18 protein-coding genes and 1 tRNA gene are annotated in these 19,092 nt (G+C 44.8%); 11 read left to right on the top strand and 8 right to left on the bottom strand.

Annotation, left to right across the window (positions count from 1 at the left end; genetic code table 11):
- Positions 1-39 precede the first annotated feature (39 nt).
- The 4 genes from secDF to ACZ1GZ_RS13575 are packed head-to-tail and all read left to right on the top strand — an operon-like array spanning position 40 to position 4,379.
- Entirely contained in the window at positions 40-2,619 is a 2,580-nt protein-coding gene (secDF, locus tag ACZ1GZ_RS13590; RefSeq protein ID WP_472665414.1) for a protein translocase subunit SecDF, read from the top strand.
- Entirely contained in the window at positions 2,619-3,029 is a 411-nt protein-coding gene (locus ACZ1GZ_RS13585) for an Mth938-like domain-containing protein (protein WP_472665413.1), read from the top strand. The genes secDF and ACZ1GZ_RS13585 overlap by 1 nt, the downstream gene beginning before the upstream one ends.
- A 5-nt stretch (positions 3,030-3,034) precedes the next feature.
- Entirely contained in the window at positions 3,035-3,883 is an 849-nt protein-coding gene (locus ACZ1GZ_RS13580; RefSeq protein ID WP_472665412.1) for a phytoene/squalene synthase family protein, read from the top strand.
- Between the two features lie 40 nt (positions 3,884-3,923).
- Positions 3,924-4,379 (top strand): hypothetical protein, encoded by a 456-nt coding sequence (locus tag ACZ1GZ_RS13575; RefSeq protein ID WP_472665411.1) that lies wholly within the window; start codon positions 3,924-3,926, stop codon positions 4,377-4,379.
- Here ACZ1GZ_RS13575 and trmFO read toward each other — a convergent pair.
- Positions 4,376-5,800: a methylenetetrahydrofolate--tRNA-(uracil(54)-C(5))-methyltransferase (FADH(2)-oxidizing) TrmFO gene (trmFO, locus tag ACZ1GZ_RS13570; protein WP_472665410.1), complete on the bottom strand. Its 1,425-nt coding sequence runs from the start codon at positions 5,798-5,800 to the stop codon at positions 4,376-4,378. The genes ACZ1GZ_RS13575 and trmFO overlap by 4 nt on opposite strands.
- A gap of 356 nt (positions 5,801-6,156) precedes the next feature.
- Positions 6,157-6,366, bottom strand: coding sequence for a DUF1127 domain-containing protein (locus tag ACZ1GZ_RS13565; protein ID WP_472665409.1), 210 nt, complete (start codon positions 6,364-6,366; stop codon positions 6,157-6,159).
- 247 nt (positions 6,367-6,613) lie between these two features.
- Here ACZ1GZ_RS13565 and ACZ1GZ_RS13560 point away from each other — a divergent pair.
- The 3 genes from ACZ1GZ_RS13560 to ACZ1GZ_RS13550 all read left to right on the top strand — a co-directional run bounded on the left by ACZ1GZ_RS13560 (position 6,614) and on the right by ACZ1GZ_RS13550 (position 9,000).
- A tRNA-Leu gene (locus tag ACZ1GZ_RS13560) sits at positions 6,614-6,698 on the top strand.
- Between the two features lie 159 nt (positions 6,699-6,857).
- Complete coding sequence (gene tig, locus ACZ1GZ_RS13555) at positions 6,858-8,276, top strand: trigger factor (RefSeq protein ID WP_472665408.1); 1,419 nt, start codon at positions 6,858-6,860, stop codon at positions 8,274-8,276.
- A gap of 106 nt (positions 8,277-8,382) precedes the next feature.
- Complete coding sequence (locus ACZ1GZ_RS13550; RefSeq protein WP_472665407.1) at positions 8,383-9,000, top strand: LysE family translocator; 618 nt, start codon at positions 8,383-8,385, stop codon at positions 8,998-9,000.
- A gap of 1 nt (position 9,001) precedes the next feature.
- Here ACZ1GZ_RS13550 and radC read toward each other — a convergent pair whose 3' ends face one another.
- From radC to ACZ1GZ_RS13530, 4 genes are read right to left on the bottom strand one after another with little or no spacing between them, the layout of a single operon-like run.
- A complete protein-coding gene (gene radC / locus ACZ1GZ_RS13545; protein ID WP_472665406.1) occupies positions 9,002-9,802 on the bottom strand; it encodes a RadC family protein in 801 nt (266 codons plus the stop codon).
- Positions 9,802-10,626: a type I methionyl aminopeptidase gene (map, locus tag ACZ1GZ_RS13540; RefSeq protein WP_472665405.1), complete on the bottom strand. Its 825-nt coding sequence runs from the start codon at positions 10,624-10,626 to the stop codon at positions 9,802-9,804. The genes radC and map overlap by 1 nt, the downstream gene beginning before the upstream one ends.
- 12 nt (positions 10,627-10,638) lie before the next feature.
- Positions 10,639-11,367 (bottom strand): DNA/RNA nuclease SfsA, encoded by a 729-nt coding sequence (sfsA, locus tag ACZ1GZ_RS13535; protein ID WP_472665404.1) that lies wholly within the window; start codon positions 11,365-11,367, stop codon positions 10,639-10,641.
- Positions 11,367-13,187, bottom strand: coding sequence for a PHA/PHB synthase family protein (locus tag ACZ1GZ_RS13530; protein ID WP_472665403.1), 1,821 nt, complete (start codon positions 13,185-13,187; stop codon positions 11,367-11,369). The genes sfsA and ACZ1GZ_RS13530 overlap by 1 nt, the downstream gene beginning before the upstream one ends.
- Positions 13,188-13,330: 143 nt before the next feature.
- Between ACZ1GZ_RS13530 and ACZ1GZ_RS13525 the strand changes: the two genes are divergently transcribed.
- From ACZ1GZ_RS13525 to ACZ1GZ_RS13515, 3 genes are all read left to right on the top strand, one after another.
- Positions 13,331-13,849: a hypothetical protein gene (locus tag ACZ1GZ_RS13525; RefSeq protein WP_472665402.1), complete on the top strand. Its 519-nt coding sequence runs from the start codon at positions 13,331-13,333 to the stop codon at positions 13,847-13,849.
- 120 nt (positions 13,850-13,969) lie between these two features.
- Positions 13,970-15,196: an LL-diaminopimelate aminotransferase gene (locus ACZ1GZ_RS13520; protein ID WP_472665401.1), complete on the top strand. Its 1,227-nt coding sequence runs from the start codon at positions 13,970-13,972 to the stop codon at positions 15,194-15,196.
- Between the two features lie 135 nt (positions 15,197-15,331).
- Complete coding sequence (locus ACZ1GZ_RS13515) at positions 15,332-16,654, top strand: homoserine dehydrogenase (RefSeq protein ID WP_472665400.1); 1,323 nt, start codon at positions 15,332-15,334, stop codon at positions 16,652-16,654.
- A gap of 15 nt (positions 16,655-16,669) precedes the next feature.
- Here the strand turns inward: ACZ1GZ_RS13515 and ACZ1GZ_RS13510 are convergent, their stop codons facing one another.
- Complete coding sequence (locus tag ACZ1GZ_RS13510; protein WP_472665399.1) at positions 16,670-17,389, bottom strand: hypothetical protein; 720 nt, start codon at positions 17,387-17,389, stop codon at positions 16,670-16,672.
- Positions 17,390-17,546: 157 nt separating this feature from the next.
- Between ACZ1GZ_RS13510 and ACZ1GZ_RS13505 the strand changes: the two genes are divergently transcribed.
- A complete protein-coding gene (locus ACZ1GZ_RS13505) occupies positions 17,547-18,077 on the top strand; it encodes a gamma carbonic anhydrase family protein (RefSeq protein ID WP_472665398.1) in 531 nt (176 codons plus the stop codon).
- A gap of 167 nt (positions 18,078-18,244) precedes the next feature.
- Here the strand turns inward: ACZ1GZ_RS13505 and ACZ1GZ_RS13500 are convergent, their stop codons facing one another.
- Positions 18,245-18,853 (bottom strand): transglutaminase-like cysteine peptidase, encoded by a 609-nt coding sequence (locus tag ACZ1GZ_RS13500; RefSeq protein ID WP_472665397.1) that lies wholly within the window; start codon positions 18,851-18,853, stop codon positions 18,245-18,247.
- Positions 18,854-19,092: the final 239 nt, after the last annotated feature.

Genomic DNA, 19,092 nt, shown 5'->3' with positions numbered 1-19,092 from the left:
TTAATTCCCGTGAAATTCCGAAACTAATTCGAGATAACTATGCTCTATTTTGCCCGTTGGAAAACAACACTCATTTGGATGGCCGTATTTTTAAGCGCGGTCGTCGCAATACCAAATCTGTTTTCTGAAAAACAGCTTGAGGCGTTTCCCGATTGGATGCCAAAAGGTCAAGTAACTCTGGGCCTTGACTTGCAAGGTGGTTCGCATCTTCTTCTCAGATTAGAACGTAACGGAATTATCGAAGACAGACTGCAAACAACGCGTGATGACATTCGTCGTTTATTGCGTGCAGAACAGCTCGGATATACCGGTCTAGCTGCGGCTGGCCAATCTGTTCAGGTTCGTATTCGTAATGCGGATGATGTTGAACAGGCAAAACAGGCATTAAACGAGCTGTTACAGCCAGTTGATGGCGGATTGTTGGGCGGTGGCGCAATTCGCGAAATTACTCTTGAAGAGCCTCAAAATGGTTTACTTCGTCTGTCTCTAACTGAAGAAGGTATCGACTATCGGGTATCTTCGGCTGTTGCGCAGTCCATCGAAGTTATCCGCAAGCGTGTTGACGAACTCGGCACCACAGAACCTGCTATTCAGCGTCAGGGGTCGGACCGTATTTTGGTTCAGGTGCCAGGGCTTGATGATCCGCAGCGTCTTAAAGAGCTATTGGGTCAAACTGCGAAGCTCACCTTCCGTATGGTAGATATAACTATGCCGGTGGAAGAAGCGATAAATGGCCGCCCACCTGCAACGTCAGAAGTATTGCCTGGTGTTGAAGGTGGTGATGCACCATTTTATCTCATCCAACGTAGTGTCCTTGTCTCTGGTGAAAACCTGGTGGATGCTCAAGCTGGTTTTTCTCAGCAGACAAATGAACCGATTGTGACCTTTAGGTTTGATACCAAAGGCGCGCAACGCTTTGGAGCTGCAACGCAAGCCAATGTGGGTCTGCCGTTTGCCATCGTTCTCGATGATCAGGTGATTTCAGCACCGCGCATTAATGAACCGATTTTGGGTGGTTCTGGTCAGATTTCAGGTAACTTTACCGTCCAAGAAGCCAATGATCTTGCGATTTTGCTACGTGCGGGTGCTTTGCCTGCGGAATTGACGATCATTGAAGAGCGGACAGTTGGCCCAAGCTTGGGTGCCGATTCGATCGCAGCTGGTAAAATCGCCGGTATTATTGGCGGTATTTTGGTCATCGGATTTATGATCCTTGCCTATGGTATGTTGGGTGTTGTTGCGAATATTGCACTGGTTGCCAACGTGACCATGCTAATGGCGATCCTAACCTTGTTTGGCGCAACGCTCACTTTGCCGGGTATCGCAGGTATCGTTTTGACCGTTGGTATGGCGGTAGACTCTAACGTGCTGATTTATGAGCGTATCCGAGAAGAATCGCGAGCAGGGCGCAATCTTATTCAAGCGATTGAAGCGGGTTTTGCGCGTGCGCTCACAACCATTTTGGATGCGAATATCACAACTTTGATTGCGGCGGCTATCTTGTTCTTCGTTGGTACAGGTCCGGTGAAGGGCTTTGCCGTTACATTGACAATCGGTATTATCACCACAGTGTTCTCAGCGTTTACGCTCACACGGTGGATGATGGCATTCTGGTTTAAGCATAAACGTCCAAAGGCATTGCCGGATGGTTTGCTTGGCAAATTGCCGCGTGAATTCAACCTCAAATTTATGAAGTTCCGTAACTGGGCGTTTTTAACGTCAGCTGCAGCTGCTATTGCGTCTGTTGGCTTGTTTGTCGTCGTAGATATGAATTACGGTATCGACTTTAAAGGCGGCTCTATCATTGAGGTTAAATCACAAGATGGCCCAGCAGACCTTGGTGATCTTAGAACGCGTATGTCTGAGCTTAATTTAGGTGATGTTCAGGTACAGGAATTTGGCTCGCCAGAAGAGGTTTTGATCAGAGTTCAGGCGCAAGATGGCAGTGAGACGGCTGAGCAAAATGTTGTTACGCTCGTACGTGCAGAGCTTGGTGATGAATATGAATTCCGCCGTGTGGAGGTTGTAGGTCCAACGGTTTCAGCAGAACTTGCACGTGATGGTACATTGGCCGTTGCCGGCGCGTTGTTTGCGATTTTGATCTATATTTGGCTGCGATTTGAATGGCAGTTTGCTATCGGTGCTGTTGTTGCGACCTTCCACGATGTGGTTCTTACCATCGGAATATTCGTGATATCCGGAGTGGAATTTAACCTCTCTAGCGTCGCGGCGGTTCTGACCATTGTGGGTTACTCGCTCAATGATACCGTGGTTGTTTACGACAGGGTGCGTGAAAACTTGCGGCGTTACAAAAAACGCCCACTTGAAAGCCTGCTTGATTTATCCGTTAATCAGATGCTGTCACGTACGATTTTGACATCTGTAACTACATTGCTTGCGTTGATGGCGCTTTATCTCTTCGGCGGGGAGGTTATTCAGTCCTTCACATTCGCAATGATCTTTGGTGTGCTCATTGGTACATATTCTTCTACTTTCATCGCTGCACCAATTCTAATTCTGTTCAACCTCCGCCCGGAAGATTTCCGTAAAGGGTTGGATGAGAAAAAAGAAAAACGTGATGAAACTGAAGGCACAATGCCCATTAATTTTGACACCTAATGAGTGATGACAACGCACATATTCCGGATGCGGCCTTGCAAATGCGTGAGGCCCATTTCCCAGGGCGAGCACCAATTGACGCCTATGGAAATGGTGGTTTTCGCTTTGCCGATATGTCACATGTGGGATCTCTAATTTGCTTGCCGTCTGGCATCTATGGTTGGAATGTAGATGCTGAAACAAATTTAACCGTTGAGATGTTCTCGAAAGTTTTGGAAGAAGTTTCAGACTTGGAAGTATTTCTACTTGGAACGGGCCAAGATATCCGCATGATGCCGAAAGAATTAAAAGAGGCATTACGTTCAAACCAGGTATCAAGCGATCCCATGAGTACAGGTGCCGCGGTGCGCACCTATAATGTGTTATTGGCGGAATCGCGCGCAGTCGGTGCGGCTTTTATTGCGGTTTAACTCCGATGACGATCGATGAAAATCTAATTTCAACGCATCTTCGCGAACATGATCGAAATCGATATTTAGCAAGCCTGCTTATGAGCGATGATGTTCGTTTGCCGATAAGCGTTTTATATGCATTTAATGCTGAAATTTCTCGCATTCGTGACCTCATCAAAGAACCTTTGCCGGGCGAGATACGTCTTCAATGGTGGCGTGAGGTTACGGCAGAATCAGCGCGAAAAGATGAGGCTGCGGCGAATCCTTTTGCATTTGCGATAAATGAAATCATTTATCAGCATAATATTAATAGAACGAGCTTTGATGGATATTGTCGTTCTCGCATTTTCGATCTTTATGATGATCCAATGCCCGATAAATTAACTTATGAAGGTTATTGCGGGGAGACCGCTTCAACCCTTTTGCAGTGGACATGCCAAGTCATAGACCCCGAAATCGCAAAAACAACAGCCAATGCCTGTGGTCATGCCGGAATTGCGCAATCTGTTGCAGGGCATTTAGCCTTGTTGCCACAACATCTTTCGCGTGGGCAGGTCTATATCCCTGCAGAATTTTTGAAAGAATGCCACATCGACCGTACGGAGTTTTTATCAGCAGCTAACGGCGATGCTCTTGCTTGTATTCTTAATTTGTTTGTTGAATATGGTGAAGAACACTTGGCGAAGGCACGGGATGAGATTTCAAAATTGCCGGAGCATGTCCGACAAGCATACTTGCCTTTGGCTTCAACATCTAGAATTTACAAAAAGGCTCGAAAAATGGGTTCGCAGGCATATCGAGTATCTGTGGCGCCACCGACTTGGTTAAGTCAATGGGACTTGTGGCAAAGTAAAAGAAAAGGCATGATCTGATCAAAGTCATGTTGTTTTGAAGTAAATTTGGATTTGTCACTTGGAAAATCTCGCAGGTTACCTGTTTATTGGATCAATCATCGGTATTTCGCTGTTGGCTTTGCGAATTAATCGTCGGCGCGACGATGGATCGGTGCGAGATCCAGGCGAGGCACTGGTAGAATTTGGTATTGCTTATCCGAAAGAAGCCATCCGCGGCGTTCTTATGGATAAATCTGGTAAAACTACATTTATGCGTCTGGCAGATGGAAAAACAGGCCTGGCGCAAATCGTCGGAAATGCTTGGGTTGTACGGATCATCGAACCCAAAGACGTTGAGGTCGATTTAACGGAAAGCGGTGATGGGCTTGTTCTCAAATTTGATGACGACAGCTTGATTGGTGGTGAATATCAGTTTGCCTCTCCAGAAGACGCTGCAGAAGTGTCTTTATGGATCTGTGGAAGCTTCGGCCTTAAAATGGCCGAAACTTTGGAAGAGTTAAAATCGGACGATTAAATTTTGCTGGCTTCAAGCCATGCAGCGCAGTCCTTTAGGGCGCGCGCGCACAAGCCTTTTTTCTTAGCGATGCGTTTTTCTTTTCGGCGCCATTTCTTCCCTTCAGGGTGTGGAGGAAATTCGTCTTCTAAAAGAGGAGGGAATAGCCCTAAGTTCACGTTCATTGGTTGGAATGAGCGTTTTTTGGGTTCATGTTCTGATACAATATGTCCACCAGTGATATGGTTTGATAATGCACCAAAGGCAGTTGTTATCGGAGGTAGGTCCGGTTCAATACCCAAGCGTTCCGCAGCGCAATAGCGACCAGTTAATAATCCCATGGCTGCGCTCTCCACATAGCCTTCACAGCCGGTGATTTGGCCTGCGAATCGTAACCCAGTGCGGGATTTCAGCTGTAGTGTTTCATCAAGTAATTCTGGTGAATTGAGATAAGTATTGCGGTGAAGACCGCCTAATCGCGCAAATTCAGCATTCTCTAGGCCGGGAATTTTGCGCAAAATGTCTGTTTGTGCGCCATATCTAAGCTTGGTTTGAAAGCCAACCATATTATACAGCGTTCCGAGAGCATTATCTTGACGCAATTGCACCACGGCATAGGCTTTAATGTCCGGTTGGTGCGCATTCGTAAGCCCCATTGGCTTCATCGGGCCATGTCTGAGTGTTTCGCGACCGCGTTCAGCCATCACTTCAATCGGTAAGCATCCATCAAAATAGGGCGTGCCTTCCCATTCTTTAAAATCGGTCGAATCACCTTCAATTAGAGCATCAATAAATTCGTTATATTGCTGCTCATTCATCGGGCAATTGATATAGTCTTTACCCGTGCCGCCTGGACCAATCTTATCATAGCGAGATTGATACCAACACACATCCATATCAATTGTATCTGTATGAATAATTGGCGCAATTGCATCAAAAAACGCCAAGGCATCGCTATCCGTTTCAGCTTGAATGGCTTCAGCAAGACTTTCTGCGGTTAAAGGACCTGTTGCGATGATTGTTTGATCCCAATCACTTTGTGGGAGTGCACCCACTTCCTCACGTTCAATCGTAATTAATGGATGTTTTTCTAATTCTTCGGTGACATTTTGTGAAAAACCTTCGCGATCAACTGCAAGAGCACCGCCTGCAGGTACCTGATTTGCATCTGCGCATCGCATGATTAAAGAGTTTGCCATGCGCATTTCAGCATGAAGCACGCCAACGGCATTATTTTCCGAATCATCGGACCGGAACGAGTTCGAGCAAACAAGTTCAGCAAGACCATCTGTCTTATGTGCATCTGTTGGTTTAACCGGGCGCATTTCGTGTAAAATTACCGGAATATCGCGGGAAGCAATCTGCCAAGCAGCTTCAGAACCTGCCAAACCGCCACCAATAATATGGATCGGTTTATGTGAAGTGTTTTGTGTATTTGTCATGGATAGCTCTTTAAGCCAGCAAACTTGTTCTGTGAAGAGACTATCAAGACAAAAGTCTCTGATCATTTGCGTCTAAGTTTTGGAAATATCATCTGGATAAAAAAATAGCGTTCATTGCGGGAGGAGGTGCAATGAACGCTTTTTTTTCGACCAACAACTGGGAGGAGGATGTTGCCGGTCACATCGTGCAGCATTGGGAGGAGGATATTGCTGCCTCGAATTCTTTGAACGACGCCCACCTGGGAGGAGGATAGGTGGGCGCCATTTTCAAAGACTGACATATCGGGAGGAGGATGATTTGTCAGTCATCTCGTATCGACATTGGGAGGAGGATAATGTCGATCCGAATTTAAAAATTACAACTGGCTCGTACGAGCGATTGCGCGAATGTCGTGGCGGTTGATGCCAAGATCTGAAAGTTCGCGAGTAGACAAGGCATTAAGTTCATTTACTGTCTTGCGATATTCGCGCCAGTTTTGGTATGACTTGCGGATATTCATTTTATCTTTTCCTTTACGTTCGTCAGTTGCATCCTGTGTGCCTCTGATGATTTGAATATAGTACATTTTTTTATTTTGTGCAGTGCAATATAGGTATAAGAGCTATGCAGTATTTGCATGGCTAAAAATGATCCGATTTTTACAGGAAAATTCGAATTGGAATGCGCTTTATCTAACAGGGTCTAAATCCATCGAAAATTGCGCATATAAGAGGTGCAAATCGCTATGTTAGAAATTAAATCGCCAGATGTTCAATTATTATCTCTAAGGTGCGTTGACATCTGATTATTTACTGGGTATCAGGCCCTTCGACGCGGGTGTGGCGGAATTGGTAGACGCGCTGGATTTAGGTTCCAGTATCGCAAGATGTGGAAGTTCGAGTCTTCTCACCCGTACCAAGATTTTTTGCTCAGAGCATGATTTGCACTTCGATGTGTCTGTCAAGCTCTGAGTAAACTCGTTTCCCACTATGGTGGGCCTTTTGGATTGTCGGAAAATCCAGCTAGAAAGATTAGATAATTCTCCGGTTTCATCATCGGTTTGATAGGAAGTTAAATATGCAAGTAACTGAAACGCTCGTTGAAGGATTGAAGCGCGAACTTAAAGTCGTAATTCCTGCAAAAGACATGGAAGCTCAACTTAATGAACGTCTTGCCGATGCAAAAGACAAAGTTCGTTTGAACGGTTTCCGTCCTGGTAAAGTGCCAATGTCTCATATGAAAAAGACATATGGTAAATCAGTGATGGCCGAACTTGTAAATGAACTAATCCAGAAGCGTCCGACAGAAATCCTGTCTGAGCGCGGCGAGAAGTCTGCAACACAGCCTGACATCACGATGACTGAAGATCAGGATGAAGCAGAAGAAATTCTAGCAGCGAAAAAAGATTTCGAATTCAACATCGCTTATGAAGTGATCCCTGAATTTGATGTTGCTAACTTGTCAAAGCTTACAGTTACGCGTCAGGTCGTTGAGATCGAAGAGAGCGAAGTTGAAGAGCAAGTTAAGCGCGTTGCAGCAAGTGCTGTTACCTATGAGACTAAAAAAGGCAAAGCCGCATCAGGCGATCGTGTTACTATGGATTACCTTGGTAAGATCGACGATGTCGCATTTGAAGGCGGTACTGCAGAAGACGCACAATTGGTCCTTGGCTCAAATCAATTTATTCCAGGCTTTGAAGATCAGTTAATCGGTGTAAAAGCTGGTGATGAGACAGTCGTAACTGTTAATTTCCCAGAAGATTACCAAGCTGCTGACCTTGCAGGTAAAGAAGCCAAATTTTACATCACTGTAAAAGAAGTCGCTTCTGCTGGCGAAATTGAAATCAATGATGAGCTTGCTAAAAACCTTGGTCTTGATTCAGCTGAGAAGCTTCGCGAAGTTGTTCGCGAACAAATCGAAGGTCAATACGGTCAGATCACACGTCAGAAAGTTAAGCGTCAGATCTTGGATCAAATGGATGAGCTGCACCAGTTTGAAGCTCCTCAAAAATTGATCGATTCTGAATTCGACAGCATCTGGCGTCAGGTTGAGACTGATCTTGAGCAAAACAACAAAACTTTTGCTGATGAAGACACAACAGAAGAAGAAGCTCGCGAAGAGTATAAAGCACTTGCTGAGCGTCGTGTTCGCTTGGGTCTTGTGCTTTCTAAAATCGGTGAGACGGCTGAGATTGACGTGACTGAGGATGAGCTTCAGCGTGCGTTATTTGAACAGGTTCGCCAGTTCCCAGGTCAAGAAAAAGAAATCTATGAGTATTTCCAAAAGACACCTGGCGCTGCACAATCACTTCGCGCGCCAATCTTTGAAGAAAAAACAATTGATCACATCATGACTTTGATCGACATCAAAGACGAGACAGTGACTAAAGAGCAATTGACTGCAGATGATGAAGCTGAAGCTGCTGCAGAAGAAAAACCTCAAAAGAAAAAAGCAGCTCCTAAGAAGAAAGCTGCAAAAAAATCTGAAGACGAATAGTCTGATCGATTTTTTAAATTTAAGAGCCGTCGGAAATTTCCGGCGGCTTTTTTGTTTGCCTTTATGTTCGGTTTGGCTACGATAACTTTATTGCGGGAGTTATATGATGGTTAGCCTAGAATTTTTACTCACATCATTAGTCGTAGTTCTATTACCAGGAACAGGCGTGATTTATACACTGGCTTATGGTTTGGGGCAGGGGCTGCGTGCAAGCATAATTGCCGCATTTGGATGTACGTTAGGCATCATACCCTCAGCATTTGCAGCGATTATTGGTCTGTCAGCGATTTTGCATACGAGTGCCGTGGTTTTTCAGACGATTAAGTTTCTCGGAGTGCTTTATCTGTTTTATATGGCTTGGGGGCTATATAAGGATAGCGGACCGCTAAAATTACAGCGCCAAGACAAAATGCTTAAGCCAAGCAAGATCATCTTAGATGGTGCTTTGTTAAATGCACTTAACCCAAAGTTATCGTTGTTTTTTCTAGCGTTTTTACCGCAATTTACGTCCAACACAGTCCAAGCTCCCATACTTGAGCTGACGATGTTGGCCGGTATCTTTATGCTGATGACATTTCTTGTCTTTATTGTGTATGGCGCATTTGCCTCATATGCGCGTGATTATGTGATATCAAAGCCAAATGTGATGAAGTGGATCAGAAATTCATTTGCCGCTTCATTTGGACTTTTGGGTTTACGCCTTGCATTTTCATCAGAGAAATAGATTAGATCAACTTCAAGCCTTTAAAGCTCACATGTCCGTCTTTGCCAATGATTATGTGATCATGCAATGTGATCCCTAATGGTTTCGCCGTATCCAGAATCAATTGTGTCATATCAATATCTGCTCGTGATGGCGTAGGATCACCTGAGGGATGATTATGAACCAAGATAATGGCTGTCGCAGATAGTTCTAGTGCGCGTTTTACTACTTCACGAGGGTATACGGGTGTATGATCGACCGTACCTGTTTGCTGAACTTCATCTGCAATCAGCACATTCTTTTTATCGAGGAATAATATGCGGAACTGTTCACGCTCCTCAAAAGCCATGGCAGAATGGCAATAATCAATGACTGCTGTCCAAGATGACAGCAATTGTTTGTCGCGCAGTTCAGATTTTAACATGCGCTGAGAGATTTGCGATACAAGCTTTAAATCGTACGCAACGCTTTCGCCAACGCCCTTAACCTCTTGCAAGCGCGCAGCTGGTGCGCCAAAGACTTGCGCTAAGCTGCCAAATTTCTCCAGCAGCGCTTTTGCAATCGGTTTGGTGTCGCGACGAGGAATCAAACGAAATAGGAGCAGTTCAAGCAGTTCGTAGTCTTCGAGCGCTTCGCCACCTTTTGTTTTAAAGCGTTGGCGAAGTCTGTCACGATGCCCGTGATAATGTTCTGCTTTGTCCGGTGTTTGTTTCTTTTGTTGAATGACTTTGGTGTTTTGTTCAGCGAAATATAAACGTTCATCAATCTCTGGCTCTTCTAAACCAGTTGGTGTTTTCTTGTCGCTGTCACCATTTTCATCCATTAACTCAATCCAGGTCGATCCAGGCCTTTAGGGGATAGCGTGAAGATTTCGCATCCATCTGCTGTAACACCAATTGAATGTTCATATTGTGCGGTGAGGGATCTGTCTCTTGTCACCGCCGTCCAACCATCTGACAACACTTTTACATGGGGCCGTCCCAAATTGATCATCGGCTCAATTGTAAAAATCATACCCTCGCGAAGTTCAGGACCCTGATCTGGTTCGCCATAGTGCAAAATATTGGGTACATCATGGAACATTTGTCCAAGTCCATGGCCGCAGAAATCGCGGACCACTGAGCATCTTTCAGCTTCAGCATATGTTTGGATCGCATGGCCAATAGCGCCGGTGCGTGCGCCAGGTTTTACCGCTTCAATTCCAAGCATGAGGCATTTATGCGTGACTTCCATCAAGCGTTCTGCAGCGCGTTTGATTTGTCCAACAGGATACATACGGCTTGAATCGCCATGCCAACCATCAACGATATATGTCACATCAATATTGACGATATCGCCTTCTTTGAGTGGTTTGTTGTTTGGAATACCGTGGCACACCACATGGTTGATAGATGTACAAGATGATTTTGTATATCCGCGGTAGTTCAAAGTGGCTGGAACTGCGTTGTGATCCTTACCAAATTCAAACACAAATTTGTCAATTTCTTCGGTTGTGACACCGGGCTTAACAATGTCGACAAGTTCATCAAGACAGCGCGCAGTTAATGCGCAAGCTTTTCGCATACCAGCAAACCCAAACTCCCCATGAAGACGGATTTGGCCAGTGTTTTTAATTGGCGCTGATTCAGCTGCAATATAGTTTACCATATCTATTATTCTTTATTTACTCGCGTTTTGAACGTGTTCTTCGTCTAATTCTATCAGACCTTCAGGCGAGATTCCTTTGTCTGTGATTTTGCACCTAATTGCATAAGCTTCAACCCCTTGTTTCATCGCAAGGTCAAAGTTTTCTGCATAAACGGGGTCTAAATCCCGGCAGATTTTCAATTTATCGCAATCATGACGCTGGATGAGATAGACCATAATGGCGCGGTGGCCCTGTTTTACCATTTCGGCCAGTTCTTGCAAATGTTTGGCACCGCGTGCCGTGGCACTATCGGGGAATTCTGCAAGAGATTTTTCCCTCATAAAGTGAACATTTTTAATTTCCACATATGCGGTACCGAGTTGATCATCGGTGAGCAGAATATCAATGCGTGAGTTTTGTCCGTATTTTTGCTCACGTTTGAGGGTTTGATAATCTGCAAGGTTTGAAACCATACCGTCAATAATGGCAGCCTCTACCAGCTTATTTGGCCGCGATGTGTTGATGCCAACAATGGTGTCATCAGCTTCGACAAGTTCAAGGCTATATTGATATTTTCGCGTGCCACCCGTTCCATGGTCGCACATCCAAATAGTTGAGCCTGGGGTCGTTAAACCGCGCATGGAACCTGTATTTGGACACGATCCAGTGATAAGCGTGCCATCTTCCATCTCTGCATCGAACAAAAAGCGTTTATAGCGTTTAATCAGTTTGGCACGGACAAGTTTTGGTTCAAATATCATTATATAGATGCGCTTACAAAAGAGCCTGGTGCATTTTCAATTGGGTTTAGCTTTGTGCCCCCGGGTTTACGCGCTTTAACATCGTCTTTATCGCCATTTGCTACCCATTGGTGCCAGTGCGGCCACCATGACCCCTTGGTTTCAGTAGCGTTTGATTTCCATTGTTCGAAGTTTTGTTTTCCCCGTTCGCCAGTCCAATACTGGTATTTTTCAGCCGCTGGCGGGTTCACAATACCAGCAATGTGCCCCGAACCCGACATCACATATTCTGTTGGTCCGCTGAAGAAACTGCAACCAAGGTAAACTGATTCCGGCGGTGCGATATGATCTTCTTTAGCGGCGATATGCATGACAGGAATTTCAATATCGGAGACATTAACGGCTCTGCCATCGAGCACCATGCGACCTTGCGATAGATTGTTCTCAAGATAGCAATTGCGCAAATAAAACGAATGATTTGCTGCGGACATGCGTGTTGAATCTGAGTTCCAATGCAGCAGATCAAATGGCATTGGGTCTTTGCCTTTAAGATAATTGTTGACCACATAGGGCCATATCAAATCGGCTGCACGCAGCATGTTAAATGCCGCCGCCATTTTTGACCCTTCAAGATAGCCTGTTGCTTTCATATCCTCTTCAAGAGTATCGATATGTTCATGATCAGCGAAAACTTTCAAATCACCCGCATGGGTAAAATCGACCTGAGTTGTGAAAAAAGTAGCTGATTTTATGCGCTTATCACCTTTTTGCGCATGTAATGCTAAAGTGGCAGTCAACAATGTACCACCAACGCAATAGCCGATTGCATTGACTTGTTTTTCACCCGTTGCTTTTTCAATCGTATCGAGTGCGAAATCGATGCCTAGTTTAGAATAGTCTGTCCAATCCAGTTTTGCATGCTCTTCTGTCGGATTGACCCATGAGATAACAAATACTGTATGGCCTTGTTCAACGACCCAGCGAATGAAGGATTTCTTTTCATTCAGATCGAGAATGTAGAATTTGTTAATCCATGGCGGGCAAATAAGGAGAGGGGTCTTTAAAACCTTCTCAGTTGTCGGCTCATACTGAATGATTTGGCATACATCACTTTGTGCAATTACTTTGCCTGGTGATACGGCGATATTTTCACCCAGTTTAAAAGGTGTTGAATCAACCTGTCTAACTTTTAGATCGCCCTTACCAGCTGCAATATCTTCAGCTAAATTATGCATGCCGCGCACGAGGTTTTCACCATTTGTAGCTACGGTTTCTTTATAAATTTCCGGGTTGGTGAGCGCAAAATTAGTCGGCGATAATGCTTGTAAGATTTGGCGAACATAAAACTCAGCTTTGTGTTTTGTATGTTCATCCAGACCTTCAGTTTGGGAAACTAGTCGCTCAGCCCAATCACTTGTTACCCAATAGGCGTTGCGTAATACCTCAAAAAATGGCTGGTTCTGCCAGTCTGGGTCGGAAAATCGTCGGTCTTTTCGCGTAGAGAAGCTGTCCTCTTCATCCTTGTTTGCCATCTTATTGATTGAATGGGTCCAAAGATCGAAATAGCTGGTGAGTAAGGATGTTTGTGCTTCAAGTGCTCGCTGGGGATCTTCCATCCAGTATTGGCTAACTTTAGAAAGGGTTTTGACCATATCTGCAACGGGTTCTGCAGGTTTATCAACCTTTTCGCCCTTTTCACGCGGTTCAACCCATGCGGCGGCGGCTTTCCCCAATTGCTCAATAGTTCGAGCCAAATTATAGGCCATTTTCTCCGGATCATTGACAACATACGCTTCCAGAGGATTTTTTGTGTCCTGTTCGTCGTCTTTTTTGTCGGTCAATGTGGCGCTCCCGCAGAATAACAAGTAATGATAATCAATGCCTTTGTTTGGTGTTGATCTTATCATATGGATGTATATGTAAGTTTTTAATGACTTTTTACTCGTTTGTCATGGTTTCAATGCGAGTTTAGGATGGATAAAGCATGAATAATCATTGGATACGCTTTTTTGTCACAGTCGTGACAGCGTTTGCTTTAACCAGTTGTGTTTCAACTTCACTTGAGGACGCGGCCCCGCAAGCCGTTTCCAATGAGCCAACAAATTTAACTGCGATAAATCAAGATCCTGCTCCTTCTGAGACAGCCGTGGTCGAAGCGCAAACACAAAGCACAAGCAGTTCGATAACAACGCAAACTTCCGCTGTGCAGGCTGCTACAAATGTACAAGCCGCTGCAAATGAACAGGCTACAACAGTTGATAATAGTGTGGTTCCCGACAAGCCTTCAAATGAAGATTTTCCAACTTTCGCTGAAGACAGGCGTGGGGAAATCAATCAGATGACGGCTGAGGAAAGAGCGGCAATTGAAGCAAGAATGACCGAGATATTGATCCAGCGGGAGAAAGATCCTCGAATCAAAGCACGCTACCAGGCAAGACTTGTATATCTGCGCAGATTGGCGAAAACACACGCTTCTGATACTACTGCCAAAATTGAGCAATAATTTCAGCTTATAACATCCGTTATCTCAAGTAATGCCAATATATTTGGTTTGGCCCTTGCTTTTGAGTTTTAGACATAGCAAATCATAATAAACCAACTAACTATCAAAGAGAGAAAGAAAATGGTTGAATTCCACTCTGTCAAACGACTGCCGCCTTACGTGTTCGAACAGGTTAACCGCCTGAAAGCGAGCGCACGAGCGGCCGGCGCCGACATTGTGGATCTGGGAATGGGTAATCCTGATTTGCCAACCAACCAATCCATCGTTGATAAATTGTGCGAAGCTGCACAGGATCCAAGAGCGCACCGTTATTCAACATCGCGTGGTATACCGGGTTTGCGCCGCGCACAGGCGAATTATTACAAGCGCCGTTTTGGTGTGACACTTGATCCAGATACACAAGTTGTTGCCACATTGGGCTCAAAAGAGGGCTTTGCGAATATGGCGCAGGCTATCACAGCGCCTGGTGATGTAATTTTATGTCCAAACCCAACATACCCAATTCACGCCTTTGGATTTATTATGTCGGGCGGCGTTATTCGTTCGATGGAAGTAACGCCAGATGACAGCTTTTTCCCGCATCTTGAGCGCGCTGTAAGACACTCAATTCCGAAACCATTGGCTTTGATTTTAAACTATCCTGCCAATCCAACGGCTTGCGTTGCTTCGCTTGATTTTTACAAAGACGTTATCGCCTTTGCGAAAAAACATGACATTATCGTTCTGTCAGATTTGGCATATTCAGAGATTTATTTTGACGATAACCCGCCGCCATCTGTTCTTGAAGTTGATGGTGCAATGGATGTCGCTGTTGAATTTACATCCATGTCCAAAACCTTCTCAATGCCAGGCTGGCGTATGGGATTTGCAGTGGGTAACGAGCGCTTAATCGGTGCATTAAGCCGCGTAAAATCATATCTTGATTATGGTGCGTTTACACCCATTCAAGTTGCGGCAACAGCTGCACTAAATGGCGATGGGTCGGATATTGCCGAGGTGCGCGAGACATATAAATATCGTCGCGATGTGATGGTGGAATCATTCGGTCGAGCAGGGTGGGACGTTACCCCGCCTGCTGCGACGATGTTTGCATGGACGAAAATTCCTGAACCTTTTACCCATCTTGGTTCGCTTGAATTCTCCAAATTACTGGTTGAAAAGGCTGATGTTGCGGTTTCTCCAGGTGTTGGATTTGGTGAACATGGTGATGAATATGTGCGCATTGCGCTGGTTGAAAATGAGCATCGTATTCGTCAGGCTGCGCGCAATATCAAGAAGTTCTTTGCGGAAGCTGGCGCCGAAGGCGCTGAAGCAGAGAATGTGATTGATCTGAACTCACATCGATAGCTACATATATTCAACAAATGAAGATTGACCTCTGCTTTAGGGCGCATTAAACCATGGGCGCATCAGAATTTGAGCGAAGTCAATCTTCCTTTTCAAAAACAAACTTACATACATCGCACACTGAACGGATATCTCATGTCAAATGGTCTTAAAATTGGTATTGCTGGTCTGGGTACTGTTGGCTCATCGCTGGGCCAATTGTTAGAGACAAAAGCACAAACGCTGACCAAAAGCTGTGGCAAGGATCTGACCGTAACGGCGGTTTGCGCTGCTAATAAAGACAAAGATCGTGGTTTTGATTTATCAAGAGCCGCTTGGTTTGATGATGCCGTTGAATTAGCTGAAAAGGCCGACATCAACGTGCTTGTTGAATTGATCGGTGGTGAAGATGGTGTCGCTTACGAAGCGGTAAAATCCGCGCTCTCACGTGGCTGTCATGTGGTGACTGCAAATAAAGCGCTTTTGGCTAAGCATGGTATGGAATTTGCCGCAATTGCGGAAGAAAAAGGCGTGATTTTGAACTATGAAGCTGCAATCGCAGGCGGCATTCCAATTGTTAAGGCGATGCGAGAAGCGCTATCAGGTAACAAGATTTCCCGCGTATACGGCATTATGAATGGGACTTGTAATTATATCCTGACACGCATGTTGGCAGATAACATGAGCTTTGAAGATTGTCTTGCCGATGCGCAAAGACTTGGATATGCCGAAGCTGATCCAGCTTTTGACATTGAAGGAAATGACACCGCGCATAAGCTTGCGCTTTTGACCAGCCTTGCTTTTGGCACTGAGCTTGCTGCAGATGAGATTTACCTTGAAGGTATTACCAACATCACCATCGATGATATCCATGCTGCGGATGAATTGGGTTATCGGATTAAGTTGCTTGGTGTTGCACAAAAAACTGATACTGGCATTGAACAGCGGGTGCATCCAACAATGGTGCCAACACACAGTTTGGTGGCGCAAGTTGATAGTGTGACCAACGCTGTTGCGGTAGAAACCGACCTTTTGGGTGAGCTTGTCATGTCGGGCCCTGGAGCGGGTGGTATGGCAACGGCATCGGCTGTTATCGGTGATTTGGCCGATATTGCAAAAAGCCGCGAGGGTGCCCAACACGCGCCTGTATTTGGTAATCCAGTTAAAGAACTAACCGAATATACACGTGCAAAAATGCGTGAGCATAAAGGCGGGTATTTCATTCGCTTATCTGTTGAAGACAAAGCCGGTGTAATTGCTAATATCGCAACGCACATGGCTGATCAGTCAATCTCGCTAAAATCCATTGTGCAGCGTGCGCAAAATGGCGGATCGAGCGATAACAATCAAACCGTCATTTTGGTTACACATGCAACTACGGAGCAAGCTGTGCGTGACACGGTTGGATATATTGAAAATGAAGGTTATTTAACTGCGGCTCCGCAGGTTATTCGTATTGAAGACCCCGAACAAGCTTAGCTTTTCTAACACTGTTTAATTCAAAATTTGTTGTGCGTAGGCTAAAATCTGCGCTTCAATTGATTGCCATTGGGCAATTCTTGCCTCTGAAAACCGATAGGTTAGCCGCAGACCCTTACCGATATTGATATCTCTTTGGCAGCCGGCTGAATTGGCGGTGTCACCAGGCTTGTTTTGCAAGCATTTAATCACATAGGGGCGTTCTTTTGTTATGGCTTCTGTATAGAGAATTTCGCCATTATATGATGATTGTGCGCTCATGCGGTAAAATACCAATCCGTTTGGTCCAGGATTGGGTGTGCCCTGAATAAAGTTTCGATAAATTGGCTCAAATCTTGATGACATATCGACTTGATTATTGGAATAACCGATGTCGATGAAAATGAGCGATGAATTTGCACTTGTATTGTTAAATTTTTCATTTGTTGCATCGGTGTAGCCTGCCATTTCTGGCCAGGAAAGGTAAAGCTTAACACCATCTGCAACGCCATTGCGTCGCTGGCTTTCAAAACGGATTGAATTGGCTTGAACCTTTAAAGTGTTTTCACCCATCACAATTGAATAGAATCTTTGATCGTCTGTATGGCCTGCTTTTACGATGGAATCGCTAAAATACTTTCCAGCCAAATGGATAATCAACGTGACAACCAGCAGGACAGCAACAACAAATGCGACACGCCAAGCAAATTTGGGTGTGATCAAAGGTTTGTGTTTAGGATTGTTTGTCTCATTCATGGCGTAGCATTCAGCACGTATCGCATAGCGATATTAAGAGTTTAAGGTTGGAATGTGACCAGAATCAACATTATGATTGGCAGATTATTCAATTTGCTTGTGTTGAGCAATAATAACTCATCTTCTGGCAAAGAGATGGGCAAAGCGGGAGATCTATATGACAGTTTATAGTTTAGATGGGATTGAGCCAAACTTGCCGGAAAAGGGAAGTTACTGGATCGCTGAAAATGCGCAGGTAATGGGTAAAGTAACTCTTTCGGAAGGTGTTGGGGTCTGGTTTGGCGCGGTTTTGCGTGGTGATAATGAAATGATTTCCATCGGCAAGCGCACCAATGTTCAGGAAAATTGCACATTGCATACAGATATGGGCTTTCCGCTAGATGTCGGCGAGGGCTGTACAATCGGGCACAATGCTATCTTACATGGATGTCAGTTGGGCGATAACACACTCATTGGCATGGGTGCGACGGTTTTAAATGGTGCTAAAATCGGCAAAAACTGCATTGTTGGTGCAGGGGCATTGATCACAGAAAACAAAGTCATACCGGACAATTCGCTGGTTGTTGGATCACCGGGCAAAGTTATACGCCAAATTGACGATAAGACAGAGGCGGCGTTGCGTGAAGGCGCGCAAAACTATGTTGATAATGCGATGAGGTTTGCCAAAGGGCTAAAACGCATAGATTAAATTACGCTGAAATAGAAAGTGCTGGTCCGCATGGGACAGATGCGGACCAGCAATAACCTGAGCCTTTATAGGGGGGACGAGGATAAGGTCAGGCTCAGGAAACTGAAATTATCCGATTTCTTAATCTGTCAGGGTTGTCCCCAAAACTGAATTGACAGATTTGTAACTTAGTTGGTTGTGCCGACTGCGCCGCTATTGCCGTTGCCGAGCTTCATCCATGCACCTGCATGTTCTGATGATTGGCGTTTGATAAAGCGGTAGCCTGTTTCATGCCAAAGCCGTACGTCATTGCGCAGATTATCTAGTACGTAGTCACCATAATCTGTGCGCACCGTTAGTACGGCATGTCCAGAGCCGTCTGGTTGGAGCACAACTGTGATCAGAAGGTCGGCAGGTGAAAATCCTGCTTTCATGAGACTTGCGCGCTTAAGCAGCACATAGTCTTCACAGTCACCCACAGTTCGTGGATATGACCATACTTCTTCAACACCGTGAATTTGCATATCTGTCAAAGGTTTGATCTTGCGATTAACAGCTGTATTGATCTTAAGCATCTTGTCCCATGCTTTTCTCGTTAGCTGCATTGGCCCTTGGTCCCGACCGATAACACCGCACTCATTTGGGTTTGCTTTACAAAACTCGTAATGCCCAATAGGTGGGTTTGTTTGACTGACTGGACTTAAGAAATCATGCGCTGCATGCGCGTTATTTAAAGAAGCTATTCCAAGTCCTAATAATAGTGCACCTGTTTTAAATGTGCTTTTGATGTGAACCATTTTCGTTCTCCCCGTTGTGGGAGGGAATATGGCAGCACGTTTTTTACATTGGCCAAATTTTGGCGCTAAAATTCGATGCTAAATATCTGAAAAATATAGATAAATTTGTATTTTATTCAATTCAATTTTAGTTCAAAAGTAGATTAAAATGAACTCATATTTTCACAAAATTTAGCTAAATTTGTACCTATTTATCCGCAACCCCCTATGCCATAGGAGATTGCAGCTTGAGAAAATTA

The organism is Lentilitoribacter sp. JB5-8 (assembly GCF_055693385.1).
Note: the sequence above shows the minus strand (reverse complement) of the source record. Positions and strands in the feature narration are given on the sequence as shown.

Excerpts from the sequence above, each read along its gene's own strand:
- secDF (WP_472665414.1), top strand. The coding sequence starts at position 40 with ATGCTCTATTTTGCCCGTTGGAAAACAACACTCATTTGGATGGCCGTA.
- ACZ1GZ_RS13585 (WP_472665413.1), top strand. The coding sequence starts at position 2,619 with ATGAGTGATGACAACGCACATATTCCGGATGCGGCCTTGCAAATGCGT.
- ACZ1GZ_RS13580 (WP_472665412.1), top strand. The coding sequence starts at position 3,035 with ATGACGATCGATGAAAATCTAATTTCAACGCATCTTCGCGAACATGAT.
- trmFO (WP_472665410.1), bottom strand. The coding sequence starts at position 5,800 with ATGACAAATACACAAAACACTTCACATAAACCGATCCATATTATTGGT.
- ACZ1GZ_RS13565 (WP_472665409.1), bottom strand. The coding sequence starts at position 6,366 with ATGTACTATATTCAAATCATCAGAGGCACACAGGATGCAACTGACGAA.
- tig (WP_472665408.1), top strand. The coding sequence starts at position 6,858 with ATGCAAGTAACTGAAACGCTCGTTGAAGGATTGAAGCGCGAACTTAAA.
- ACZ1GZ_RS13550 (WP_472665407.1), top strand. The coding sequence starts at position 8,383 with ATGGTTAGCCTAGAATTTTTACTCACATCATTAGTCGTAGTTCTATTA.
- radC (WP_472665406.1), bottom strand. The coding sequence starts at position 9,802 with ATGGATGAAAATGGTGACAGCGACAAGAAAACACCAACTGGTTTAGAA.
- map (WP_472665405.1), bottom strand. The coding sequence starts at position 10,626 with ATGGTAAACTATATTGCAGCTGAATCAGCGCCAATTAAAAACACTGGC.
- sfsA (WP_472665404.1), bottom strand. The coding sequence starts at position 11,367 with ATGATATTTGAACCAAAACTTGTCCGTGCCAAACTGATTAAACGCTAT.
- ACZ1GZ_RS13525 (WP_472665402.1), top strand. The coding sequence starts at position 13,331 with ATGAATAATCATTGGATACGCTTTTTTGTCACAGTCGTGACAGCGTTT.
- ACZ1GZ_RS13520 (WP_472665401.1), top strand. The coding sequence starts at position 13,970 with ATGGTTGAATTCCACTCTGTCAAACGACTGCCGCCTTACGTGTTCGAA.
- ACZ1GZ_RS13515 (WP_472665400.1), top strand. The coding sequence starts at position 15,332 with ATGTCAAATGGTCTTAAAATTGGTATTGCTGGTCTGGGTACTGTTGGC.
- ACZ1GZ_RS13510 (WP_472665399.1), bottom strand. The coding sequence starts at position 17,389 with ATGAATGAGACAAACAATCCTAAACACAAACCTTTGATCACACCCAAA.
- ACZ1GZ_RS13505 (WP_472665398.1), top strand. The coding sequence starts at position 17,547 with ATGACAGTTTATAGTTTAGATGGGATTGAGCCAAACTTGCCGGAAAAG.
- ACZ1GZ_RS13500 (WP_472665397.1), bottom strand. The coding sequence starts at position 18,853 with ATGGTTCACATCAAAAGCACATTTAAAACAGGTGCACTATTATTAGGA.